This window comes from Pseudoalteromonas sp. CR1 (assembly GCF_019392235.1).
In the GTDB taxonomy this organism is placed as follows: Bacteria; Pseudomonadota; Gammaproteobacteria; order Enterobacterales; family Alteromonadaceae; genus Pseudoalteromonas.
In genome coordinates, this window is record NZ_JAHXRM010000010.1 from 13586 (window position 1) to 33709 (window position 20124).

At 39.8% G+C, this 20124-nt stretch carries 14 protein-coding genes; 7 read left to right on the plus strand and 7 right to left on the minus strand.

Annotated features, from left to right (window positions below; translation table 11 throughout):
* Nucleotides 1-124 precede the first annotated feature (124 nt).
* The 7 genes from recC to KZZ04_RS10330 all read left to right on the plus strand — a co-directional run bounded on the left by recC (nucleotide 125) and on the right by KZZ04_RS10330 (nucleotide 13439).
* On the plus strand, nucleotides 125-3424 hold the full coding sequence (gene recC / locus KZZ04_RS10300) for an exodeoxyribonuclease V subunit gamma (RefSeq protein ID WP_219422666.1): 3300 nt from the start codon (nucleotides 125-127) through the stop codon (nucleotides 3422-3424).
* Nucleotides 3411-6977, plus strand: coding sequence for an exodeoxyribonuclease V subunit beta (recB, locus tag KZZ04_RS10305; protein WP_219422667.1), 3567 nt, complete (start codon nucleotides 3411-3413; stop codon nucleotides 6975-6977). The genes recC and recB overlap by 14 nt, the downstream gene beginning before the upstream one ends.
* Nucleotides 6974-8989: an exodeoxyribonuclease V subunit alpha gene (recD, locus tag KZZ04_RS10310; RefSeq protein WP_219422668.1), complete on the plus strand. Its 2016-nt coding sequence runs from the start codon at nucleotides 6974-6976 to the stop codon at nucleotides 8987-8989. Before recB ends, recD begins: the two co-directional genes overlap by 4 nt.
* Nucleotides 8990-8993: 4 nt before the next feature.
* On the plus strand, nucleotides 8994-9215 hold the full coding sequence (locus tag KZZ04_RS10315; protein ID WP_219422669.1) for a hypothetical protein: 222 nt from the start codon (nucleotides 8994-8996) through the stop codon (nucleotides 9213-9215).
* 249 nt (nucleotides 9216-9464) lie between these two features.
* Nucleotides 9465-10787, plus strand: coding sequence for a PAS domain-containing methyl-accepting chemotaxis protein (locus KZZ04_RS10320; RefSeq protein WP_219422670.1), 1323 nt, complete (start codon nucleotides 9465-9467; stop codon nucleotides 10785-10787).
* A gap of 480 nt (nucleotides 10788-11267) precedes the next feature.
* Nucleotides 11268-12329, plus strand: coding sequence for a hypothetical protein (locus KZZ04_RS10325; protein WP_219422671.1), 1062 nt, complete (start codon nucleotides 11268-11270; stop codon nucleotides 12327-12329).
* Between the two features lie 54 nt (nucleotides 12330-12383).
* Nucleotides 12384-13439 carry a hypothetical protein gene (locus KZZ04_RS10330; RefSeq protein ID WP_219422672.1) on the plus strand — a complete coding sequence of 352 codons (1056 nt, stop codon included), beginning with the start codon at nucleotides 12384-12386 and terminating at the stop codon, nucleotides 13437-13439.
* Nucleotides 13440-13485: 46 nt separating this feature from the next.
* On the opposite strand, the gene ttcA is transcribed toward KZZ04_RS10330, so the two are convergent.
* From ttcA to KZZ04_RS10365, 7 genes are all read right to left on the minus strand, one after another.
* Nucleotides 13486-14397 (minus strand): tRNA 2-thiocytidine(32) synthetase TtcA, encoded by a 912-nt coding sequence (ttcA, locus tag KZZ04_RS10335; protein WP_219422673.1) that lies wholly within the window; start codon nucleotides 14395-14397, stop codon nucleotides 13486-13488.
* A gap of 95 nt (nucleotides 14398-14492) precedes the next feature.
* Nucleotides 14493-15419 (minus strand): universal stress protein UspE, encoded by a 927-nt coding sequence (gene uspE / locus KZZ04_RS10340; protein WP_138530200.1) that lies wholly within the window; start codon nucleotides 15417-15419, stop codon nucleotides 14493-14495.
* A gap of 100 nt (nucleotides 15420-15519) precedes the next feature.
* Nucleotides 15520-16251, minus strand: a complete 732-nt coding sequence (locus KZZ04_RS10345) for an FNR family transcription factor (RefSeq protein WP_138530198.1) — start codon at nucleotides 16249-16251, stop codon at nucleotides 15520-15522.
* A gap of 68 nt (nucleotides 16252-16319) precedes the next feature.
* Nucleotides 16320-16991, minus strand: a complete 672-nt coding sequence (locus tag KZZ04_RS10350; protein WP_138530196.1) for a sulfite exporter TauE/SafE family protein — start codon at nucleotides 16989-16991, stop codon at nucleotides 16320-16322.
* Nucleotides 16984-17151, minus strand: a complete 168-nt coding sequence (gene ccoS / locus KZZ04_RS10355; RefSeq protein ID WP_006794301.1) for a cbb3-type cytochrome oxidase assembly protein CcoS — start codon at nucleotides 17149-17151, stop codon at nucleotides 16984-16986. Before ccoS ends, KZZ04_RS10350 begins: the two co-directional genes overlap by 8 nt.
* Nucleotides 17148-19523, minus strand: coding sequence for a heavy metal translocating P-type ATPase (locus tag KZZ04_RS10360; RefSeq protein ID WP_219422674.1), 2376 nt, complete (start codon nucleotides 19521-19523; stop codon nucleotides 17148-17150). Before KZZ04_RS10360 ends, ccoS begins: the two co-directional genes overlap by 4 nt.
* A gap of 8 nt (nucleotides 19524-19531) precedes the next feature.
* Nucleotides 19532-20023 (minus strand): FixH family protein, encoded by a 492-nt coding sequence (locus tag KZZ04_RS10365; protein WP_058406026.1) that lies wholly within the window; start codon nucleotides 20021-20023, stop codon nucleotides 19532-19534.
* Nucleotides 20024-20124: the final 101 nt, after the last annotated feature.

Below are 20124 nucleotides of genomic sequence, written 5' to 3' on the forward strand. Positions count from 1 at the left end.
GCGTTTACTTTTTGTTTAACTACACGCTAACTTGCTGTTTTATTAACGCCATTTCTCCCTTATTGCTACCCCTATAATTGAAAATATCTTACACTGGTTTTACTTCAAGTAAGGACCGTGTCGTATGCTCAATATTATTCAATCAAACCGTATGGAAGCCCTGCAAGCACAGTTTCATCAACTGTTAAAAGTAAGCCCATTGCAAAGCCCGTTCGACAAAGAAGTGGTGCTGGTGCAATCGCCGGGTATGTCGCAGTGGTTAAAAATTGGCTTGAGCGAACATTTAGGGGTAGCAGCGCAGGTTGATTTTCCATTGCCATCGAGTTTTATTTGGCAACTTTACCAGCAACTACTGCCTAATGTGCCTAAAGAGTCGGCTTTTAATAAGCCAAACCTTGCTTGGAAATTGTTTTCAATTTTGCCTACTTGTATTGACGAGCCGTTGTATTTACCTCTAAAAACCTATTTAGAGGGCGATATTGATGGCCAAAAAACCTTTGCTCTATGCGAAAAAATAGCCGATGTGTACGACCAATACTTAATGTACCGCCCACACTGGATAGCCACGTGGGATAGTGGCCGTGATGAACTTGATGATGTAGACGTAACCATTGCCCCATGGCAACCAGATTTATGGCGCCGAATTGTAAAATTAAGCAAAGAGCTAGGCCAAAGCCAATTTCATCGCGCAAACATGCAAGGGCAGCTACTCGGTGCACTTGACGATATGGACAACAGCTTATTGCCTAAGCGCATTAGTTTATTTGGTATATCGGCCATTGCTAATTCTCAGCTTGATGTGTTTGAAGCATTGAGCAAAAAAACAGAGGTGTTTTTATTCTTTTTTAACCCGAGTGAACATTACTGGGGCGACATAATTGACGAAAAAACAGCGGCAAAAATAAATGCTAAATATGCCAAAATGCCGCTTATAGAAGCTCAGCAAAAAAAGCAAACTAACCCCGATGAAGACTATTACTTTATAGGTAACCCACTTTTATCGTCGTGGGGGAAATTAGGTCGCGATTACTTTGAGCAATTAGTACAACTAGATGCCCGCTGGATTGATGGTTTTATCGATGCGTTTGATAATACATTGCTTGGGCAAGTGCAAAGCGAAATTTATCAACTTGCGTTTAAAGGGGAATCGCTTACCGATAACAAAGAGTGGTTTATAAACGATGAAGGTAAATTACCAGTAAGTGCGAACGATACCAGTATTACCCTTAGCGATTGCCATACCCCGCTTAGAGAAGTTGAGCGATTACACGACTACCTACTTAATTTATTTAACCAAGACCCGGCGCTTACTCCCAAAGACATTATTGTAATGATGCCTGATGTAGGCACATACAGTCCTTATATCGAGGCGGTATTTGGTGGCGCACAGGGCAGCCGATACATTCCCTTCGCATTAGCGGATTTAGCAATAGAACAAGAAAAACCCGTGCTAAGCTCATTTGCAAGCTTAGCTAACTTACCGTTCTCGCGCTTTGGCGTATCAGATATTTTAGATTTACTGCAGGTCACCCAAATAGCCGAAAAGTTTGGTTTAGAAGCCCATGAGTACGAGCAAATACAATATTGGCTTGAGCGCGTAGGTGTTAAATGGGGCATAAACGGCGAACATAAACACAGTTTTGATTTACCTTCCATTGAGCTAAATACGTGGCAGCATGGTTTAAACCGTTTATTACTGGGTATTGCCATGCGAGACGAACAGTGCCCATTTAATGGTATTTACAGCGCAGATGAAGTAGAAGGAATGGCACTTGATACGCTTAATAAACTGGTCGATTTTATTGATGTACTACAAAACTTCAAAGCCAAGCTTACCCCTGACGATACCCTTACTAATAAAGCGCACATTTTAAGCGAGCTGCTAGGTGCTGTATATGAAAGTGAAAGCGACGATAGTTGGGATTTACTCGTACTGCAAAAAGTGCTTGAAGATATTCAAAAGCATCACGATAACGGCGACTACAATCAAGCGGTGTCGCAGCGTATAGTTAGCTATTTAATAAAACAAGGTATACAAGAAAAAGGCGTAGGCCAGCGATTTTTGGTCGGGCAAGTCAACTTTTGTACCCTAATGCCTATGCGCGCTGTGCCGTTTAAAGTGGTGTGTATGCTAGGTTTAAACGACGCTGATTACCCACGTAACGTGCAACCTATTGGTTTTGATCTAGTGCCGCATTCTAAAAAGCAAAAAGGTGACCGATCACGAAAATTAGATGACCGCTACCTGTTTTTAGAAGCGCTACTCAGTGCCCGCGATAATCTTTATATAAGCTATATTGGTCGCTCGTGCTTTGATAACCAACCCCGAATGCCATCAACCTTGGTGAGCGAATTATTAGAATACATAGGGCGTAGCTTTACGCTAAATGACGATTCAACTAAAACCTTGCCTGCATGTTTAATTAGCCAGCAACACTTGCAGCCGTTTAACAGCCACTACTACCAAGCTGACGATAGTAAAAATAACGTGCTCAGCAATCATAGTTATAACCCAATTTGGCTGCCAAATGAGCCTGTTTTACCAGAGCCCGTTACCGCACTTGATGTAAACGCCCCTGAGCAGCTAGAGCTTGATGTGTTTATACGCAGTATTTGCAACGCGCAAGAGAGCTTTTACAGTCAAACCTTGGGTTTACGCTTGCCGCAATTTAACGAAGTGGCAAAAGATGAAGAACCATTTAGCCTAGATGCATTAAGCCGATACTTTTACTTAGATGAAATTTTAGAAGCCAACATAAGTAATACCCCAATTAGTACTGAACAAATTTTACAGCGTGGGGCTTTACCGCAAGCAAATGTGGGCAGCTTAATTTTACAAAGTATGGAACATCGTATTGACGCACTTGCAGGGCAAGTAAAAGAGCAAATAAAAGCGGGTAAAAGTGAACCTTTTGAGGTGTCGTTTAATATTGAGGGTACACAAATTCAAGGCTGGCTTAACCATATTTTTATGCACAAGCAGGTGTTTTATCGTAGCGCGAGTATTAAAGCCAAAGACATGATTAAAGGCTTTATCTATCACCTTGTAGCACAAAGTTTGGGGTATGAGCTGGAAACGTTATTACTGGGGCTTGATAAACAAATTAGTTTTGCGCCAATGAGCAAAGCCGATGCTGATTTAATTTTGGCTGATTGGTTTGAATTATACAAAGCTTTGCGAAAAGAGCCCGTGGCATTTTATCCAGTAAGTGGTTACGAATACATAAAAAGTGGCGGCGACATGGCAAAAGCCATGAACAAATTTAGCCCGCAATACATAGGCCGAGGTGAAGGTGAAAACCCCTATATTCGCTTAACGGTGCAATCGCTTAACGACTGCCAGGACGAATTTATTAGCTGGAGCGAAAAACTACTCGCGCCGTTATTTGAGCATGCTAAGGAGAGCGACCATGCAAGCGCTTAATCCACTCACTATGCCACTTAAAGGGCAAAGTTTAATAGAAGCCAGTGCCGGCACGGGTAAAACGTATACCATTACCGGGTTATATTTACGCTATTTACTTGGTATGCAAATACCGGGTGAGCTCAATCTTCCTCTGAGCGTGGAACAAATTTTGGTGGTGACATTTACCGACGCCGCCACTCAAGAAATTAAAGATCGCGTGCGTAGCCGAATTATTACTGCGCGCGATGCATTACTTGGCCAAGACCCAAACGATGAGTTAATAGAAGGCGTAATAGCCGCAGTAGATGACAAACACCGTGCGTTTGACTTACTCGATGCCGCTGCAAAATCGATGGACGAAGCGGCCATATTTACCATTCATGGCTTTTGCCAGCGAATGTTAAAACAACATGCTTTTGAGTCAGGTGTTGCATTTAATTTAGAATTTATTTTAGATGAGCGCGACATACTGCTCGAAACGATTAAAGATTTTTGGCGCGCATTTGTATACCCACTTAGTAAAGATAAGACTAACGTCATATTAGAGGTGTTTGCAGCACCAGAGTCTTTATTTTCGCAGGTGGCAAGTATTTTAAATAAAGCCAATGCGACCGTTACACCGCAAATTAAGCTAGACGATGTATGGCAAGCTCGTGATGAATACCTCGACCTTGTTCCACAGTTTAAAAAAGATTGCCAAGAATGTGCATTTACCGATGCCATTAAAAGCTCTGGCTTAAGTGGCGCTAAAACGCCAGCTCGCAAAGCAAGCCTTGCAGCGCTTGATGCATTTTGTGCAAACGATGAGGTGTTTTTTGAATTTGGCACCAATAAGTATTCGTTTGAAATTTGGAGTAATGAAAACTTAAGTGATGCGGGTAATTACAAAAAAAATCAGCCCTTGTTCACGCATCCTCTATTGAGTCAGTTTGATAAATTATCAGCGCTTAACAACACGATGAACCAAGGTTTAAAAATAGCTTTAGTACAAGAAGCCGCACGCTGGGTAAAAGCTGCCATTGTTAAGCGCAAGCAAGAGCAAAGTGTAATCACGCCTGACGACTTGCTCACTAATTTATACACTGCACTTAATAATGAACAAGGTGATGTACTTGCGCAAAAAATTGCGCAGTTGTTTCCGGTTGCAATGATAGATGAGTTTCAAGATACCGATCCGATTCAGTATGGTATTTTTAGTAAAATTTATGGCCAAGCCAATACCACACTCGCCATGATAGGCGACCCTAAACAAGCTATTTATGGTTTTAGGGGCGCAGATATATTCACCTATATAGGTGCAAAAGAGGCGGTAGACGAGCCGCAACAATTTACATTGGGCACTAACTTTCGCTCAAGCAGCGATATAGTAAACAGCGTTAATAGCCTTTTTAGTAAACACGACAACAGCTTTATTTATAACGACGCCATACCGTTTAATAAAGTAAACGCTAAAGGTAAAAAAGCGGAAGACTCTTTTTTAATTGATGGTAAACCAGCCACTGCCTTTGAATTTAACGTGTTTGTAGATGAAGCCGCAGATGAAAAAAATAAGCCCACCAGCAAAGGGGTCGGCCAAGCACACTTAGCCACCTATTTTGCCAATAAAATAGTGACCTTACTTGAACACGCTAAGCAAGGCAAAGCGTCCATTGGCAACACACCAATCAGTGCGGCAGACATCTGTATTTTGGTACGAGATCGCGTTGAAGCGCAAATAATGAAAAAGGCACTGAGCGAGGCTAAAATTGCTAGTGTTTACTTATCGCGAGACAGCGTATTTAGCCAAGAGTTAAGTCATCATTTACTTAATTTTTTAACAGCATTACATGGTCAATATGACGAGTCATTGCTTCGTGGTGTGCTTGCAGGACCGTTATTTTGTTTAAGCTATAACGATATATATTTGCTTGCCGATAACGAGAACGCTTGGCAAGAACACCTAAACTTTTTTGCCCAACTTAGCCATATTTGGCATAAACAAGGGGCAATGGCCATGCTTGAGCGATTGCTAAGCCATAATCAGCTTAGTGCTAAATGGCAAGGCTTAGGCTATAACGTGGAGCGATGGCTTACCGACTTTAGGCACCTTGGTGAAATATTGCAGCAAAAACAAATTGAGCTTGAAGGTACATTGCGTTTACTGCGCTGGTTTGCGCAAAAGGTAAGCCAACAAGATGGCGAAACCGTGCAAGTACGTTTAGAAAGTGATGCCAACTTAGTCAAAATTGTGACAATGCACGCCTCAAAAGGGCTCGAATATCCATTGGTATTTATGCCCTTTGCCAGTGGCTATCGAGAAACTAAAGAAGCGCTGTATCATAAAAATGGCAAACTCATTTATGATTTGAGCAAGGATGAAGACGCACTCCAACAGGCTGAAAAAGAGCGCCTTGCAGAAGACTTACGTTTATTGTATGTGGCGCTTACCAGGGCTGTGCACTTTTGTGCTTTGGGTGTTTATAACATAGGGCAGGGGCAGAGTAGCCGGTTAGCGATTCAAAGTAGTGCATTAGGGCACGTATTATTTTCGGGGATAGAGGTGACGAGTAGTCAGATATGGCGCACCCATTTAATTGATTTTTGTAAAGCGCATTCAGCCATGGCTTACCATCAATTTACCTCTGAAGATTTACAATCTCAGGGGGCTTTACAATTTATTAATACCGAGGCAGCCCAACAAACATTGAGTGTAAATAACAGTACGGCTCATATTGAACGCGATTGGCGTGCAACCAGTTTCAGTGCTTTGAGTTTTAAAAAGCACAGCGACCAATTAGCGCCAGGGCGAAGCGATGAAGATCACGAAAAAGACGAATTTGCCGTGCAACAAGACGAACTCCCATCACCTTTCAGTTTTCCAAAAGGGGCAAAGCCAGGCAGTTGTTTGCACGAGATTTTAGAACAAATAGATTTCACAAGTCCCGTTGTGCACCCAACTAACAGCGAACAAAATTTAGCCCAGGTGATAAAACATGCCTTTGAAAAATACCATATTAGCGACACATGGCAGCCGATTGCCCAGCAGTGGATATTAGATGTACTCAATTGCCCATTAAATGCTCAAAGTAACTTGAGTTTAGGTACACTAGCGCCGAGTGATTGCTTGGTCGAAATGGAGTTTAATTTACCGCTGACGAGTTTAAGTGCCCCCAAACTTAACGAAGTGCTCATTAAGCACTTTGGTTTTGTGCAAAGTAAGCTGGATTTTTCTCATGTTAAAGGGCTTTTAAAAGGCTTTGTGGATTTAATATTTTGCTACCAGGGTAAATATTACATTTTAGATTATAAATCTAATTACTTAGGTAACACGCCTAAGGATTATGAACCCGAACAGCTAGAGCAAGCCATGAGCAGCCATCAATACCATTTACAGTATTTAATATATACCGTAGCGCTGCATAGACTATTAAAACAACGCATTAGTGACTACTCAATTGAACGCCACTTAGGAGGCGTGTACTACACTTTTTTGCGAGGCATGCCAGCTGGGCAAGGTGTCTTCTTTAATAAATTGACGTTAGAGCAAGTAACTATTTTAGATGGCTTATTTAGCCAAGGAGCTATGCTATGAGCGAGTTAAATCAGCAGCCGGGTTTATTTGACGCGCTAGATGATGAAGTTGAACAAACGTCTTCATCTTATGAGCAAAAGACAGTATCTAACAGCGTGGTAACTGAACTGCCATTGCTGGATTTTTTACTGGCTGAAAATCGAATACGAGTCGTTGACGTAAAACTTGCGCAATTACTCTCAAATACTCATGAAACAACCCATAATGAGCTGTTTTATATTGTTTTATTGTTATGTATAGCCCAGCAAAGCCAACATAGTTGCTTAACATTAAACACCATAGATTGGGCTAATCCGTTTAATTTGCGCCAAAGCGACTTTAATAAAATTGAAGGGAATATTCCCGATACATTTAGCCCATTTGCACAAGGGTTTGACCAACAAGCTGTCTTTACCTACTTGCAAAACCATCAAAGCGTCGGAGATGCCAAGCCACTACAATTATTTGACCAACGCCTTTATTTTTCGCGTCTTGCTGCCTATGAGCAAATACTTGCAGAGCGTTTGTTAGCAATGAGTGAGCGACCGCTTAATGTTGATAACCAAACTCTTGCAACCCTATTGCAGCATTATTTTGAAGCGCAATCAGAGGCAGGCATTGACTGGCAAAAAGTGGCGTGCGCCATTGCAGCAACTAAAGGGTTTAGTGTAATAACTGGTGGGCCAGGCACAGGAAAAACAACCACGGTAACTAAGTTGCTGGCTATATTGCAATCGCTTTATAAGTCGGCGCCATTAAGCATAAAGCTGGTGGCACCAACAGGTAAAGCCGTGGCAAGGCTAAGTGAGTCCATTTTAGGGGCTAAAAACCAGTTAACGAGTATACCTGATGATATTAAAGCGCTAATTCCTGATACCGCGCAAACTATTCATCGTTTATTGGGGGTAAAACCGTTTACTAATAAATTTAGACACAGCCAAGACAACCCGCTGCATTTAGATGTGTTGATTATTGATGAAGCAAGCATGGTGGATTTATCACTAATGGCGAAATTAATAGAGGCCTTGCCTGCGCATGCTCGATTAATATTGTTGGGTGACAAAGACCAACTTGCTTCAGTTGATACTGGCAGCGTAATGAGTGATATATGCCAAGGGCTGACCCTTGGGAGCACACCAAGCTATTCAAACCAACGATGTAATGAATTAAATGCGCTTTGTTTTAATAACCAGCCCACATTAACACCGCAGGGAAATAGCCCATTTAAACTAGCCGATTGCATTGCATTTTTACAACGCAGTTACCGCTTTGACGCTAAAAGTGGCATAGGCCAATTGGCATTAGCGGTAAACACGAACAATAGTGGTTTATTAAATTATGTAGAGCAAGAGAGTGTTGAAGGGCGCTTTAATGATGTTATTTTGGATTACGACTTTATAGGTAAACCAATAGAGAACCTAGTAAACCGAGCGGCCAAACATTATGCACACTATTTAAATTTAATTGCTCAAGGTGAGAGTGTAGCTAAAGTGCATGCTGCATTTGCAGGGTATCAATTACTGGCCGCAGTAAAAGAGGGCGACTACGGCGTTAATAGTTTGAATCAACGCATTGAACGTACCCTGCAGCAACAAGGGTTGATAAACGTTAACCCAAATCAGCGCCATTATAATGGTATGCCCATAATGGTGAGCCAAAACGATTATCAATTAAAGCTTTTTAATGGCGACATTGGTATTTTAATGAATGATGAAGCTGGGCAGCTTAAGGCTATATTTATTGACGAGCAGGGCAGCACACGTGCATTTTCACCGGCGCGTTTACCCGCCCACGATAAAGTATTTGCAATGACCATACATAAATCACAAGGGTCAGAATTTAGCTATACCGCGATGGTTTTACCACCACTACAGCAAGCAAGTGTAGGGGTTAATCGCCAGCTTGTTTATACCGGTATTACCCGTGCTAAGCACACGTTTGAGCTAGTTGCCGACAAAAAAGTACTGCAATTGGCAATGAACAAAACCGTATCGCGTTCATCCGGTTTATATGAGCGATTACAAGTGAAATAACATTATGAAAACCCCTTTTACAATAAACCGTATAACCACTAATTTTGGTATATTTAAAGTCAAAGGGGTGTGGTGTTCTAAATACAAAACCATAGTTAGCGAAGATATAAGTTCACTGCAAGTAATGGGAACAGACGGTTGGGTGTGCTTAAATCATAAATCTAAAGACTGCGCCCAGTGCATTGATAAATTATTGCCGGAGTTATTGCTGCAATTAAAAATATGAAAAATAAGAGTAAACAACCATTTTTATTAAAATAGTCGAGTTCAAAGTTTGACTTATAAGTAGGCTATATTAAAGTAATATATATTCAAAAATTTATGTTTAACATGTATTTTTGCCATTCTAAAGTGTTGGTTTTGATGACATTCAAAACATACTCTTAAGCTTTAAAGTGACAGTTAACTGTTATTTTGTACTAAATTGGCTCCTAAATTTATAAATTTTATATCACGCATATTGGTAAGGATATTAATGTTTTTTTCTAATAGTAAACAAAACGAAATAGCATCATTAAAAGCGGAGCTTTATCCCCTGCAACAAGTATGGGAAGGCCTTAATCGTGAAATGCTGGTGATTAATATCCTTTATGATGGGCGAATTTCCCACGCTAATGAACAGCTATTAAAAATGTTGGGTTATCGAGAAAATCATATTATTAATACACCAATTGTAGATATTATTTCTGAGCACTCCCAACACTCTGAAGAATATAAAAGCCTACAAAAAGCAATTAAAAAAGAGGGCCATTGGGGCGGTGCATTACAATTTATTCGCCAAGATGGCCAAGTTGAATGGTTGCGCTTAATTGTTCATCCTGTAAAAGGTGAGCAAGATCAGCTTTTGTATTTTTCTATTTTTTGTACCGTATTAACCAAAACAATTACTGCATCTCGTGAGCAAAGTGACACAATTAAAGCAATTTATCGTTCTATGGCGGTTATTGAATTTGATTTAGAGGGGCATGCTTTAAAAGCTAATCAGCAATTTTTAGACGCTATGAGCTATAAAGAAAAAGAAATTTTGGGTCAGCATCACCGAATTTTTTGTGAGCGCGAAGAGGCTGAATCTCCAGAGTACCAAACGTTTTGGCAAAAACTTAGGCAGGGTCAGTTTATTGCGTCTCGATTTAAGCGAGTAGATAAGCACGGCAATGTTGTATGGTTAGAGGCATCTTACAATCCTATTTTTAACGATGCTGGAAAACTGTATAAAGTAATGAAATTTGCCACGGTAATTACAGAGCAAGTAAATCGAGAAATTGCAATTTCGAAAGCAGCAGAAATTGCCTACAGCACGTCAACCCAAACAGATAAAAAAGCAGAGCAAGGCGCTGAAGTAGTTAAAGACACTGTGGCAGTAATGACAGAGCTTGCAATTAATATGGAACAAGCGGCAAGTGAAATTTCGGCATTAGATCAACAATCTCAGCAAATAGCGAGCATAGTTCAAAGCATTAGCAGCATTGCAGAGCAAACTAATTTGCTCGCATTAAATGCAGCCATTGAAGCGGCTCGTGCTGGTGAGCAAGGTCGGGGGTTTGCCGTTGTAGCAGACGAAGTTCGTTTACTCGCATCACGCACGTCTAAAGCAACAGAAGAAATTGTAGAAGTTGTACAGCGTAACCAATCTCAAACTCAAAACACAGTAGATGTGATTGAAAAAGGTAAAGAAAAAGCAGAGCAAGGCTTAGCTTTATCTAAAGAGTCTGGACATGTAATGACTGAAATTCAAAATGGTGCTCAAGAAGTTGTAAATGCTATAGGGCAATTTACAAGCGAGCTTAAAGGTCAATAATTGTTATAACATCAATCAATGTGTACCAAACTTAAAATCTTTTAGGTTTGGTACCGTATATTTTTAGCGCCTCATCAATATTTAATATTACAAGCCTCCCATAATAATCCTAAATATAACAACTTTTACTATATTGATTTAATTGGATTAAATTTATATTTATTACAAATGATAATAAATTGTTGCATTTTTGTACTTTGTTCCTAATACTGGTTATTGTCTGGACTGATGAGTTACACACATTGCTTAACTAAGTACTTTATTCCAATTAGCTTATTTAAGTGATCTAGTTTGAGGGCGAATAAACGTGTTGATAGCCAGCAAAAAATTCGCTATTTGGTTGCTCTAAATAAGAATTTTTTAACGTCGTTAACGTGAGATATAAGCCTCACATATGCGTAATTATTTCTGTTCAGCACAAAAAATAATGACGATGAATACCTTAACTAAAAATATTAAACACACACATTAAGGAATTTTATGAACAACACACACAAATGGCTAAAGCCACAACATATATTAGGCGCATGCCTTGCTATGCTAATGAGCTTTTCAGCTGCGAGTAAAGATCACAAAATAATATTAATCCATGGCTTGCAGGTTTCTCAAATAACCAATAAATCAGGTAGCGACGTTGTAAACGATGGCGAAACATATTGGCAGTCCTATTGGAATAACCGAGCAGATGAGCGAATTGATTGGCCTGCCTACGAGCGTGTTGAAGGTAAAATAGCAACAGATTGGGTTTGGCCTAAATTAAAGCAATTATCACGCTCAAATTTATGCGCAGAGGGGTGTGTATTAGTGACACACTCAACGGGGGATTTAATTGCACGCCATATTATTGATAACCAAGCAAACTGGTTAGAAAACGCAGGGCTTACTCCACTTAATATTGTTGCTACATTTGATTTAGCCGGTGCTGGTGGCGGTAGTGAACTTGCTGATGTTGCTGTAAGCGCACTAACTGGTGCCTCATGGAATTTTGCTATAGATGCAGCACTTAGATGGTGGCTAGGAAGCGATGTTACTGAAGCGGTTGGCGTGTTACATGATTTAAAAGTAAATAATGCGCGTAAAATTTCTCCATTTCCAGATGCGCGTACACCTCGTTTACGTTTTGTTGCTGACGGTAATGAATACTTAGGGATCACAGGCGCATTTTTAAAAGGTAATGATGATTCGGTTGTTGCGTCGCACTCATCATGCGGTGCAAGCTCAGCGCGTTCATTTGGTAGCTGTAGTAGCAGTATTGATACTGATGGTCGATTAAAATCACAAAGCGATGCTGTAAATAGTTTTATGCCTAATCATTATCCTATGATGATGAGCGACAGTTACAGCCATAATGAAATTCATAATGCTCAGCGTAAAGGTAATGTAACCATTGCTATGAATAATATAAATGTTGATGGGAAAAATGTTGGTTTTAATACATTTGATCAGACAACGGGTACGTGGTTTTGGAAAAAGAACTATCGCTATATTAAAAACTCAAATACAACGAGTGCTTCTGCATTAATTTATAATGTGATCCCATAAACGTTGAATGTGCAGCTTTTTTAAGCTGCACTTTTTATAAGGATTGAAGTATAAATGATAAAAAAAATCTTCGTTGTCATTTCAATAATGGCTGTATTTGCTTTACTAGTATGGCCCTCTCAAGAAGAGATAGAGACTGAGGTTTCTGTTGTTGAGGTAAAGCAGCCTGACCTCGCTGAGCATAAATCGAACTTACAAAAAAGCACTGCAAATTTGCCCGATAAATTACCACAAAAGCATAAAGTAACAACAGATTATAATAGCAACTTAGCAAAAGCCGCTGAGCAGGTTGCAACTCAATATGAAAGTGCACTTAAATATCCGCCGTATTCACAACCCTTGTCTGAATTTGATGAAGACCGTTTAGAACCTAATCAATTTTATCCTGTTGAAAGCCCAATAGATGACAAAGGAAATGCGGTTACAGTCAGCCTGAGTAAATATAGGTTTGTTTACCCAGAAGAAATTACATTAAAAGTCAGCGCAGGTGGCCTTAAAAATGTGATTGTAGAGCTTGCCAATACAGATACAAAAGAGATAGTAACAACTTATAAAAGTAACGCGCGGGAGGGCGAAGCCAATGTTATTTTTAAAGCAGAGGAAGACTACCCGCGAAATTTACAAATATTTGTTGAAGCTAATGTTGATGGGAGACAAATCCCCGTGGTGGCGCAAATCCAATATATGCCTCCAAGTGCTACACTTCTTGGTTTTGAATCGGCATATCCACAAAATGAAAACATGCTTATACCCGCCAATTTAAAAGTAGCTAAAAAAGGCTTGTATCGTCTTCGGGCAAATCTGTTTAGTGGCGACACACCACTTGCGCATTTGGTGAGTAAACAACGTTTAAGTAAAGGAAGCCAAACTATTGATTTAAAAGCGCACTGGTCAATTTTGCCACAAGGTATGGCTGATATGCGATTGAGTGGATTTGTAATTGAAAGAATGTCCCCCAGTCCTGGTGAGCGAAACAGTTTTGGTAACAGTGAAGTTAGTCATTTTGATATAAATGACTTTCCTTATGACAGTTTACAACAGCTGCCGTACCAACCTAATGAACAAGAAAAATTAAGCTTGGAGTTTTTACAAGGATTAGCCGAGGGTTAAACTGGTTTTGGGTTTGCTATTAAGCAAACCCAAAAATACAACGTAGTTAACTTAAGTTGATTGTAACAACACCCGAATTTTCGTCGTCTGCATCGCTGTTGATAGGTACTTTAGGAATATCTGGCTTGTCGAGTGCAATATCACCGCCGTCAATAACTTCACCCGTTTTTAGGTTTTCAAAGTCAAATAATTGAGCATCGGCTAAGTGAGAAGGCACTACATTTTGCATTGCTGTAAAAATACTTTCTATGCGACCCGGATGATCTTTATTCCATTGCGCCAACATATTTTTTGTATGTTTACGTTGCAGATTCTCCTGAGAACCACACAAGTTACACGGAATAATTGGGTAGCCTTGAGTAAATGCATATTTACTAATATCAGCTTCTTTACAGTATGCAAGCGGGCGAATAACCATATGCTCGCCGTTGTCGCTCATTAATTTAGCTGGCATACTTTTTAGTTTTCCACCATAAAACATGTTTAAAAACAGTGTTTCAATCATATCGTCTCGGTGATGGCCAAGGGCTATTTTAGTTGCGCCAAGTTCTTTAGCTGTGCGGTATAAAATACCACGGCGTAAGCGAGAACACAGCGAACAGGTGGTTTTACCTTCAGGAATTATATCGGTGACAATGCTGTAGGTATCTTCTTCTACAATTTTGTACTCTACATCGAGTTTATCTAGGTACTCGGGCAAAACATGTTCAGGGAAACCGGGCTGTTTTTGGTCGAGGTTAACAACCACAAGATCAAATTTAATCGGTGCAACACGTTTAAGGTGCTGCAGCATTTCAAGCATTGTATAGCTATCTTTACCACCCGAGAGGCAAACCATAATGCGGTCACCTTCTTCAATCATGTTAAAGTCCATAACGGCTTGACCAGTTAAACGGCGTAAACGCTTTTGTAACTTATTAAAGTTATATTGAGCTTTGGCTTGAGCTGAGTTAGACACTACGCCCCCTTAGTAAACAATGCGGCAAAATACTTGCTAGAAATAAAGGGGCGTATTATATGTTATTAGCATATCGGGAGCTACAGCAAAATTTATTAATCTTTTGCTAGTGGGCTTACATAGCCATCTGGTTTTAGTGCTAATACATCGCAGTCTAGGCTATCTATTACATGCTCTGCAGTATTGCCTACCAATGCGGCGCTTAATCCTGTACGGCCTACGGTTCCAATAACAACCAGCTCGCTGTTAAGGCGTTTAGCAATGTCGGGGATCACGTCTTCTGGTAAACCTTCTTCGATAAAGCAGTGTTCACTAGTTAAAGCAAACTCAGTAGCCAGTGCATTGGTTGATTCTATATGGTGTTTTTTTACTGACTCGTTGTAAAGACTAGGATTAAACTCTGGTATTTCAATCGCTATATTAATAGGGGTTGCGGGGAATGCATTGACTAAATTCAGCTTTGCGTTTGCAAGTTCACATAAAAATTGCGCGTCTTTAATTATACGTTTGTTTAACGCAATATGCTGATCATTCTCACTCACTGCGTTAACTGCAGCTAAAATATTGCCATTTTCAGGCCATGCCATTTCTTTTACAAATAACACCGGAGTAGGGCATTTACGCACTAAATGCCAGTCTGTTGGGGTAAATATTACCGATTTTAGTGCACCATGTTGATGGGTACTTTTAATAACTAAATCGTAGTTTTGATCAATAACTGTTTCAATAATGGCTTCGTAAGGGCGGTTATGCCAAACAACTAATGTTTCAATATTTAGCGTGTTATAAGGTGAAACTAAATCGTTTAGCCAAAGTTCGCGGTCTTTTAAAACGGCTTCTCGCATGGCTTCGCGCTCATCGCCTGAGAGCATGGTTGTCATTTCATACGAAAAATCATATACCGTCATAAAGGCAGTAATGGTTGCGCCAGATTTTTTTGCCAGCTCGACTGAGCGCGCTAAACCGTGTTGGTCGTCTTTGGTAGGGTCAATAACCGCAAGAATGCGTTTAATTGTGTTCATGTGCTACTCCATTTACCTAACTGGTGTACTTTTAGTGTAACTCAAATACAAAACAGTTAAAGGCCTAGCACATAAATTGTTGTTCTATATCAATGTATATCTATCTAACAATGGCTGCCGTTTTAGCCAGTGCGTTATTATCTAAAATAGTAATAAACTTGCCTTCTACTTTAATCAAATCAGCCTTTTGAAAGCGGCTTAATAAACGGCTAATAGTTTCTACTGTTAGGCCTAAGTAATTACCTATTTCACCACGGGTCATGGTAAACCTAAATTCTTTACGCGAAAAACCACGTTCACCAAATCGTTCCGATAAGTTATAAACAAAACTAGCTAAACGCTCTTCTGCCGATTTTTTGTTAAGTAGTAACAACATTTCTTGATCGTAGGTAATTTCACTGCTCATTAAACGCATTATTTGCTGGCGTAGTTTAGGTAATTTACCTGCAAGTTCATCAAGGGTGTCAAAGGGAATTTCGCAAATCATTGAGGTTTCAAGAGCCTGAGAAAAGCTCTGATGTGTCATTTTACTAATTGCATCAAAGCCTACTAAATCGCCTGCTAAATGAAAGCCAGTAATTTGCTCATCGCCTTGCTCAGACAAGGTATATGATTTAAATGAGCCAGATCGTACTGCATAAATTGCTTTTAATGAAGCACCCGATTCAAACAAGTAATCTCCCTTGTGTAATGGCTTTTTTCGCTCAATAATCTCGTCAAGTTTATCCATTTCTTGGCCATTTAACGAAAATGGCAAACACAATTGGCTTATGCTGCAGTTATTACAGCTAATAGCACAATTACCTTTAGCGCGACTTTGAGTGAAATCCATAATTTTATCCGTTTTAGTTTTTATATACTGGGGCAAATAAACCTCGAAAGGTTAATACACCTTAAACATTAATGTACTAACTTATCGGTTGCAATAATCAATAAGTAGATACCATACCAAATTATAACACTACCTAATACAATGCGGGTCCAGGGATGATTTATTATGCTATTAAGTTTTTGCGCCGCAATGCCTACGGTGATCATGGCTGGAAATGTACCTAGTGCAAAACATAACATCACTATTGCGCCATCAAATGCTGTTGGGCTTGTCATTGCCCATGTTAGCGCAGAGTAAACCAAACCGCATGGCAACCACCCCCATAATGCGCCATAACCCAATGCTTTAACCGTTGAGTCAACGGGCATTAAATATTTATTAAGCTTCACTATATGCTGCCAAATAAGCGTTTTGCCTATTTTTTCGAGCCATTGCAATGTTGGACCTAAACGCATTATGTAAACGCCAACCAAAAGCATAAAAATGGCAGCAATAAATGAAAGCGTTATAGAGAATGATGTGTTTTGTTTAGCAAATTGGCTGCTTATACCCGCAACGAGTGAGCCTGCAACCATGTAACTTAATGCTCGGCCAATGTTATAAGCAAATGAGTAGGAGAGTGTTTTTCGCTTTTCGCTGGCTAATTGTAAAGAGCTTGCAATCCCTCCACACATTGCTATGCAGTGGCCACTACCAATTAAGCCCATTAAAAATGCGCTTATGTATAAAGGGTCAATCATTGCTTTTATTATGCTGCTCTTTGTCATCTTCAAACAAAATACTGTGGCCTTGTTTGTTTAAATCAGAAAACTGCTCGCTTCTTACTGCCCAAAAAAATACGCCAATAGCAATAAGTACAAACAAAATGGCAATGGGGATCAAAATGTAAATTATGCTCATAACTTTAATAGCCTCAGTGAATTACATATCACAATAATCGAACTGGCAGACATGCCAATGACCGCCATCCAGGGAGCAACTAATCCAAGCGCTGCAAGCGGTAAGATTGAGCCATTATACAACAATGACAATGTTAGGTTTTGTTTAATAATACGCCGAGTTTGTTTAGCTATATTCAGTAAGTGATCAATAGACGCTAAATCGCTATTTAGCAGTACAACATCGGCGCTGTTTTTTGATATATCAGCGCCGGTTTCCATTGCAATAGATAAATGGGCACTTGCAAATACAGGGCTATCGTTTATACCATCACCCACCATAGCGACTACTTCATTTTGAGATGAAAATGCCTCTACGGCGGTTTGTTTATCTTTTGGTGAGCAACCAGATTGCACGCTGTCTAATTTTAATTGCTTAGCTACTTTGTTGCCCGCATCTGACGCATCACCAGTTAACATGTGGCAAGTTAATTGCTGTGCGTGTAACGATTTAATTAAACTTTCGGCATCGTGCTTTACTTTATCCACAAAATAAAAGCGTGCCACAACACGTTTGTTTATGTACAAACTGGCCTGTGCGTTTGTTTTTTTACTATCAAACCAACCACTTTTACCTATAGCATAATGAAAGGTTTCATCTTTTGCACTGATCCCTAAACCTGCGTGCACTTCAATGTTATGCAGCGTATGCTTTGCTGGAGTGAAACCATCAAAAGCAGTTGCAATCGGGTGCTCAGAAAAACGCTCCAACATTGCTGCAATGGCCATTACATCATCTTTTGAATAGTGGCTGTCGATAATATCGACCTCATCAAGGCTAAATTTACCTTGGGTGAGTGTGCCTGTTTTATCGAACGCAAATAACGTTAATTTGGAGAGTGTTTCAAGTACATGAGCTTGCTTAATTAAAATTCCCTTTTTGGTTAGGCTGGCAATTGCACACGTTAAAGCAGTCGGTATTGCTAAACTTAAGGCACAAGGGCAGGTTGCAACTAACACTGAAATAGTGATCCAAAAAGCGTGCTCGGGATCAATTTGATACCACCCAATAGCGGTTAATGAGGCAAATACTAACAAGCAAGCTACAAACCCTTGAGCGACTTTATCAGTTATTTCGACCAGTTTGGGGCGTTTTGTGAGTGCATTGTGCTGCAGGCGAATAATTTGATTTAAAAGTGTATTTTGACCTATTTTGTTTATTTTAATTTCAATAACACCATCGTGGTTTACACAGCCGGCATACACATTATGGCCTATAAACTTGTTAACGGGTTGGTGCTCGCCGGTCATCATTGATTCATCAACCGTCGTTTTACCTTTAATGAGTTCGCCGTCGGCGGGAATGGTTTCACCTGCTTTAATAAGCACAACATCATTAAGTTTAAGCTTTTTAGCCGCAATAATGAGTTCTTCACCACTATCTGTAAGCGTGCGAGCCGTTAATGGTAGTAACTTTTGAAGGTTTGCTGTGTATTCACTTGCTTTTAAGCGTGCTCTAAATTCTAAATATTTACCCAGTAATAATAAAAAGGTAAACATGCAAATAGATTCAAAATATACCTCACCAACTTGCATAACAGTGGCATAACAACTGGCTCCGTAGGCGCCAAAAATGGCTAAGGATACAGGTAAATCCATATTAAGCTGCTTAGCTTTTAAGCCGTTAATTGCATTGGTTAAAAAGGGCAGGGCACTATACAAAATAACGGGAGAAGCAAGTACTAAGCTTATCCATCTAAAGTACTGTTCAAAATTACTATCCATGCCTGAAAACATGCCAAAATACATGGCAAATGCAAACATCATTACTTGCATTGTCATTAAGCCTGCCACGCCTAAGCGGCGAATATATGCTTTGGCAGTTTGTTGCTTTTGTTGTGCTTCGGTATCGGCCTGAAATGGGTACGCCTTGTAACCAATTTTGGCCAAGGCAGTAATCACTTCGCTTAGTGGTGTCGCTGTTTTGTCCCACTGGATCATTGCACGGTTAGTTGAGGTATTTACATCCACTCGCTTTACGGTGTTTAAACTCAATAATTGCTTTTCTATAAGCCACGCACATGCAGCACACGTAATGCCTTCAACACTCAATAATACTTCTGAAATATTGTTACTCGTGGCTATAAATTCATCTTGAATATCTTCGTTGTCATAACTTTTAATAAATGCCAATTGCTCAGGAACAAGTTGCTCCACTTTACCCGCACTGACTGTGCGGTACTTGTAGTAATCAGTCATTCCTTGCTCAACAATATTTTGCGCTACGGCCTGGCAACCAATGCAACACATTGGCTGGGGGGTATCGTCTATTGTAACTGTGGCGCTAAATCCTTTTGGCACACTCTCAAGGCAATGAAAGCAAGAGTTAGACATAGTAATAACTACTTATAGTTTGGCGTAACTAAAACGGTTTCAACCGTGGGTAGGGTAATGTTTTCTTTTAATTTCCATGTTTTATCGATAGGTTCAATAAAAATGGAGTAAGCACCCTCAGTGTAATTTTCAAGTAGTGCGGTGAATTCTTTGTTTGCATTAGCTGTAAGTGTCGCTTCAAAGTCGTGAGCTTTAATTGTACGGTGATAAAACGATACTTTTAAAGCCGGTACATTACTGCTATCGCCTTTGGTAAATTTAAAACTCACTCGGTCATTAGTTACTGCTAATTCACCATGTAAATAGAGCGCTTTAGCTTTCTCGAATTTACTGAGCTCTAAATTAATTGCTTTACCTTTTTTATAGTAATCATCAACAACCATATCTGGGCCGTTGCCAATTGCCGTTATCAGTAAAGTAATACAGCCAACAATGGCTGCTAGCGGGAAAAAAATTAAAAACCAAGGCCAAAAGTTTTTATACCACGGAGTAGGTTGCATAGTGACTCTAATGTTAGTTTCGAAGACGTTATTTTATAGTAATTGTACGTAAAAGACTAAAAAAAAGCCTCCTAGTGGAGGCTTTTTTGATCTGGATTAAT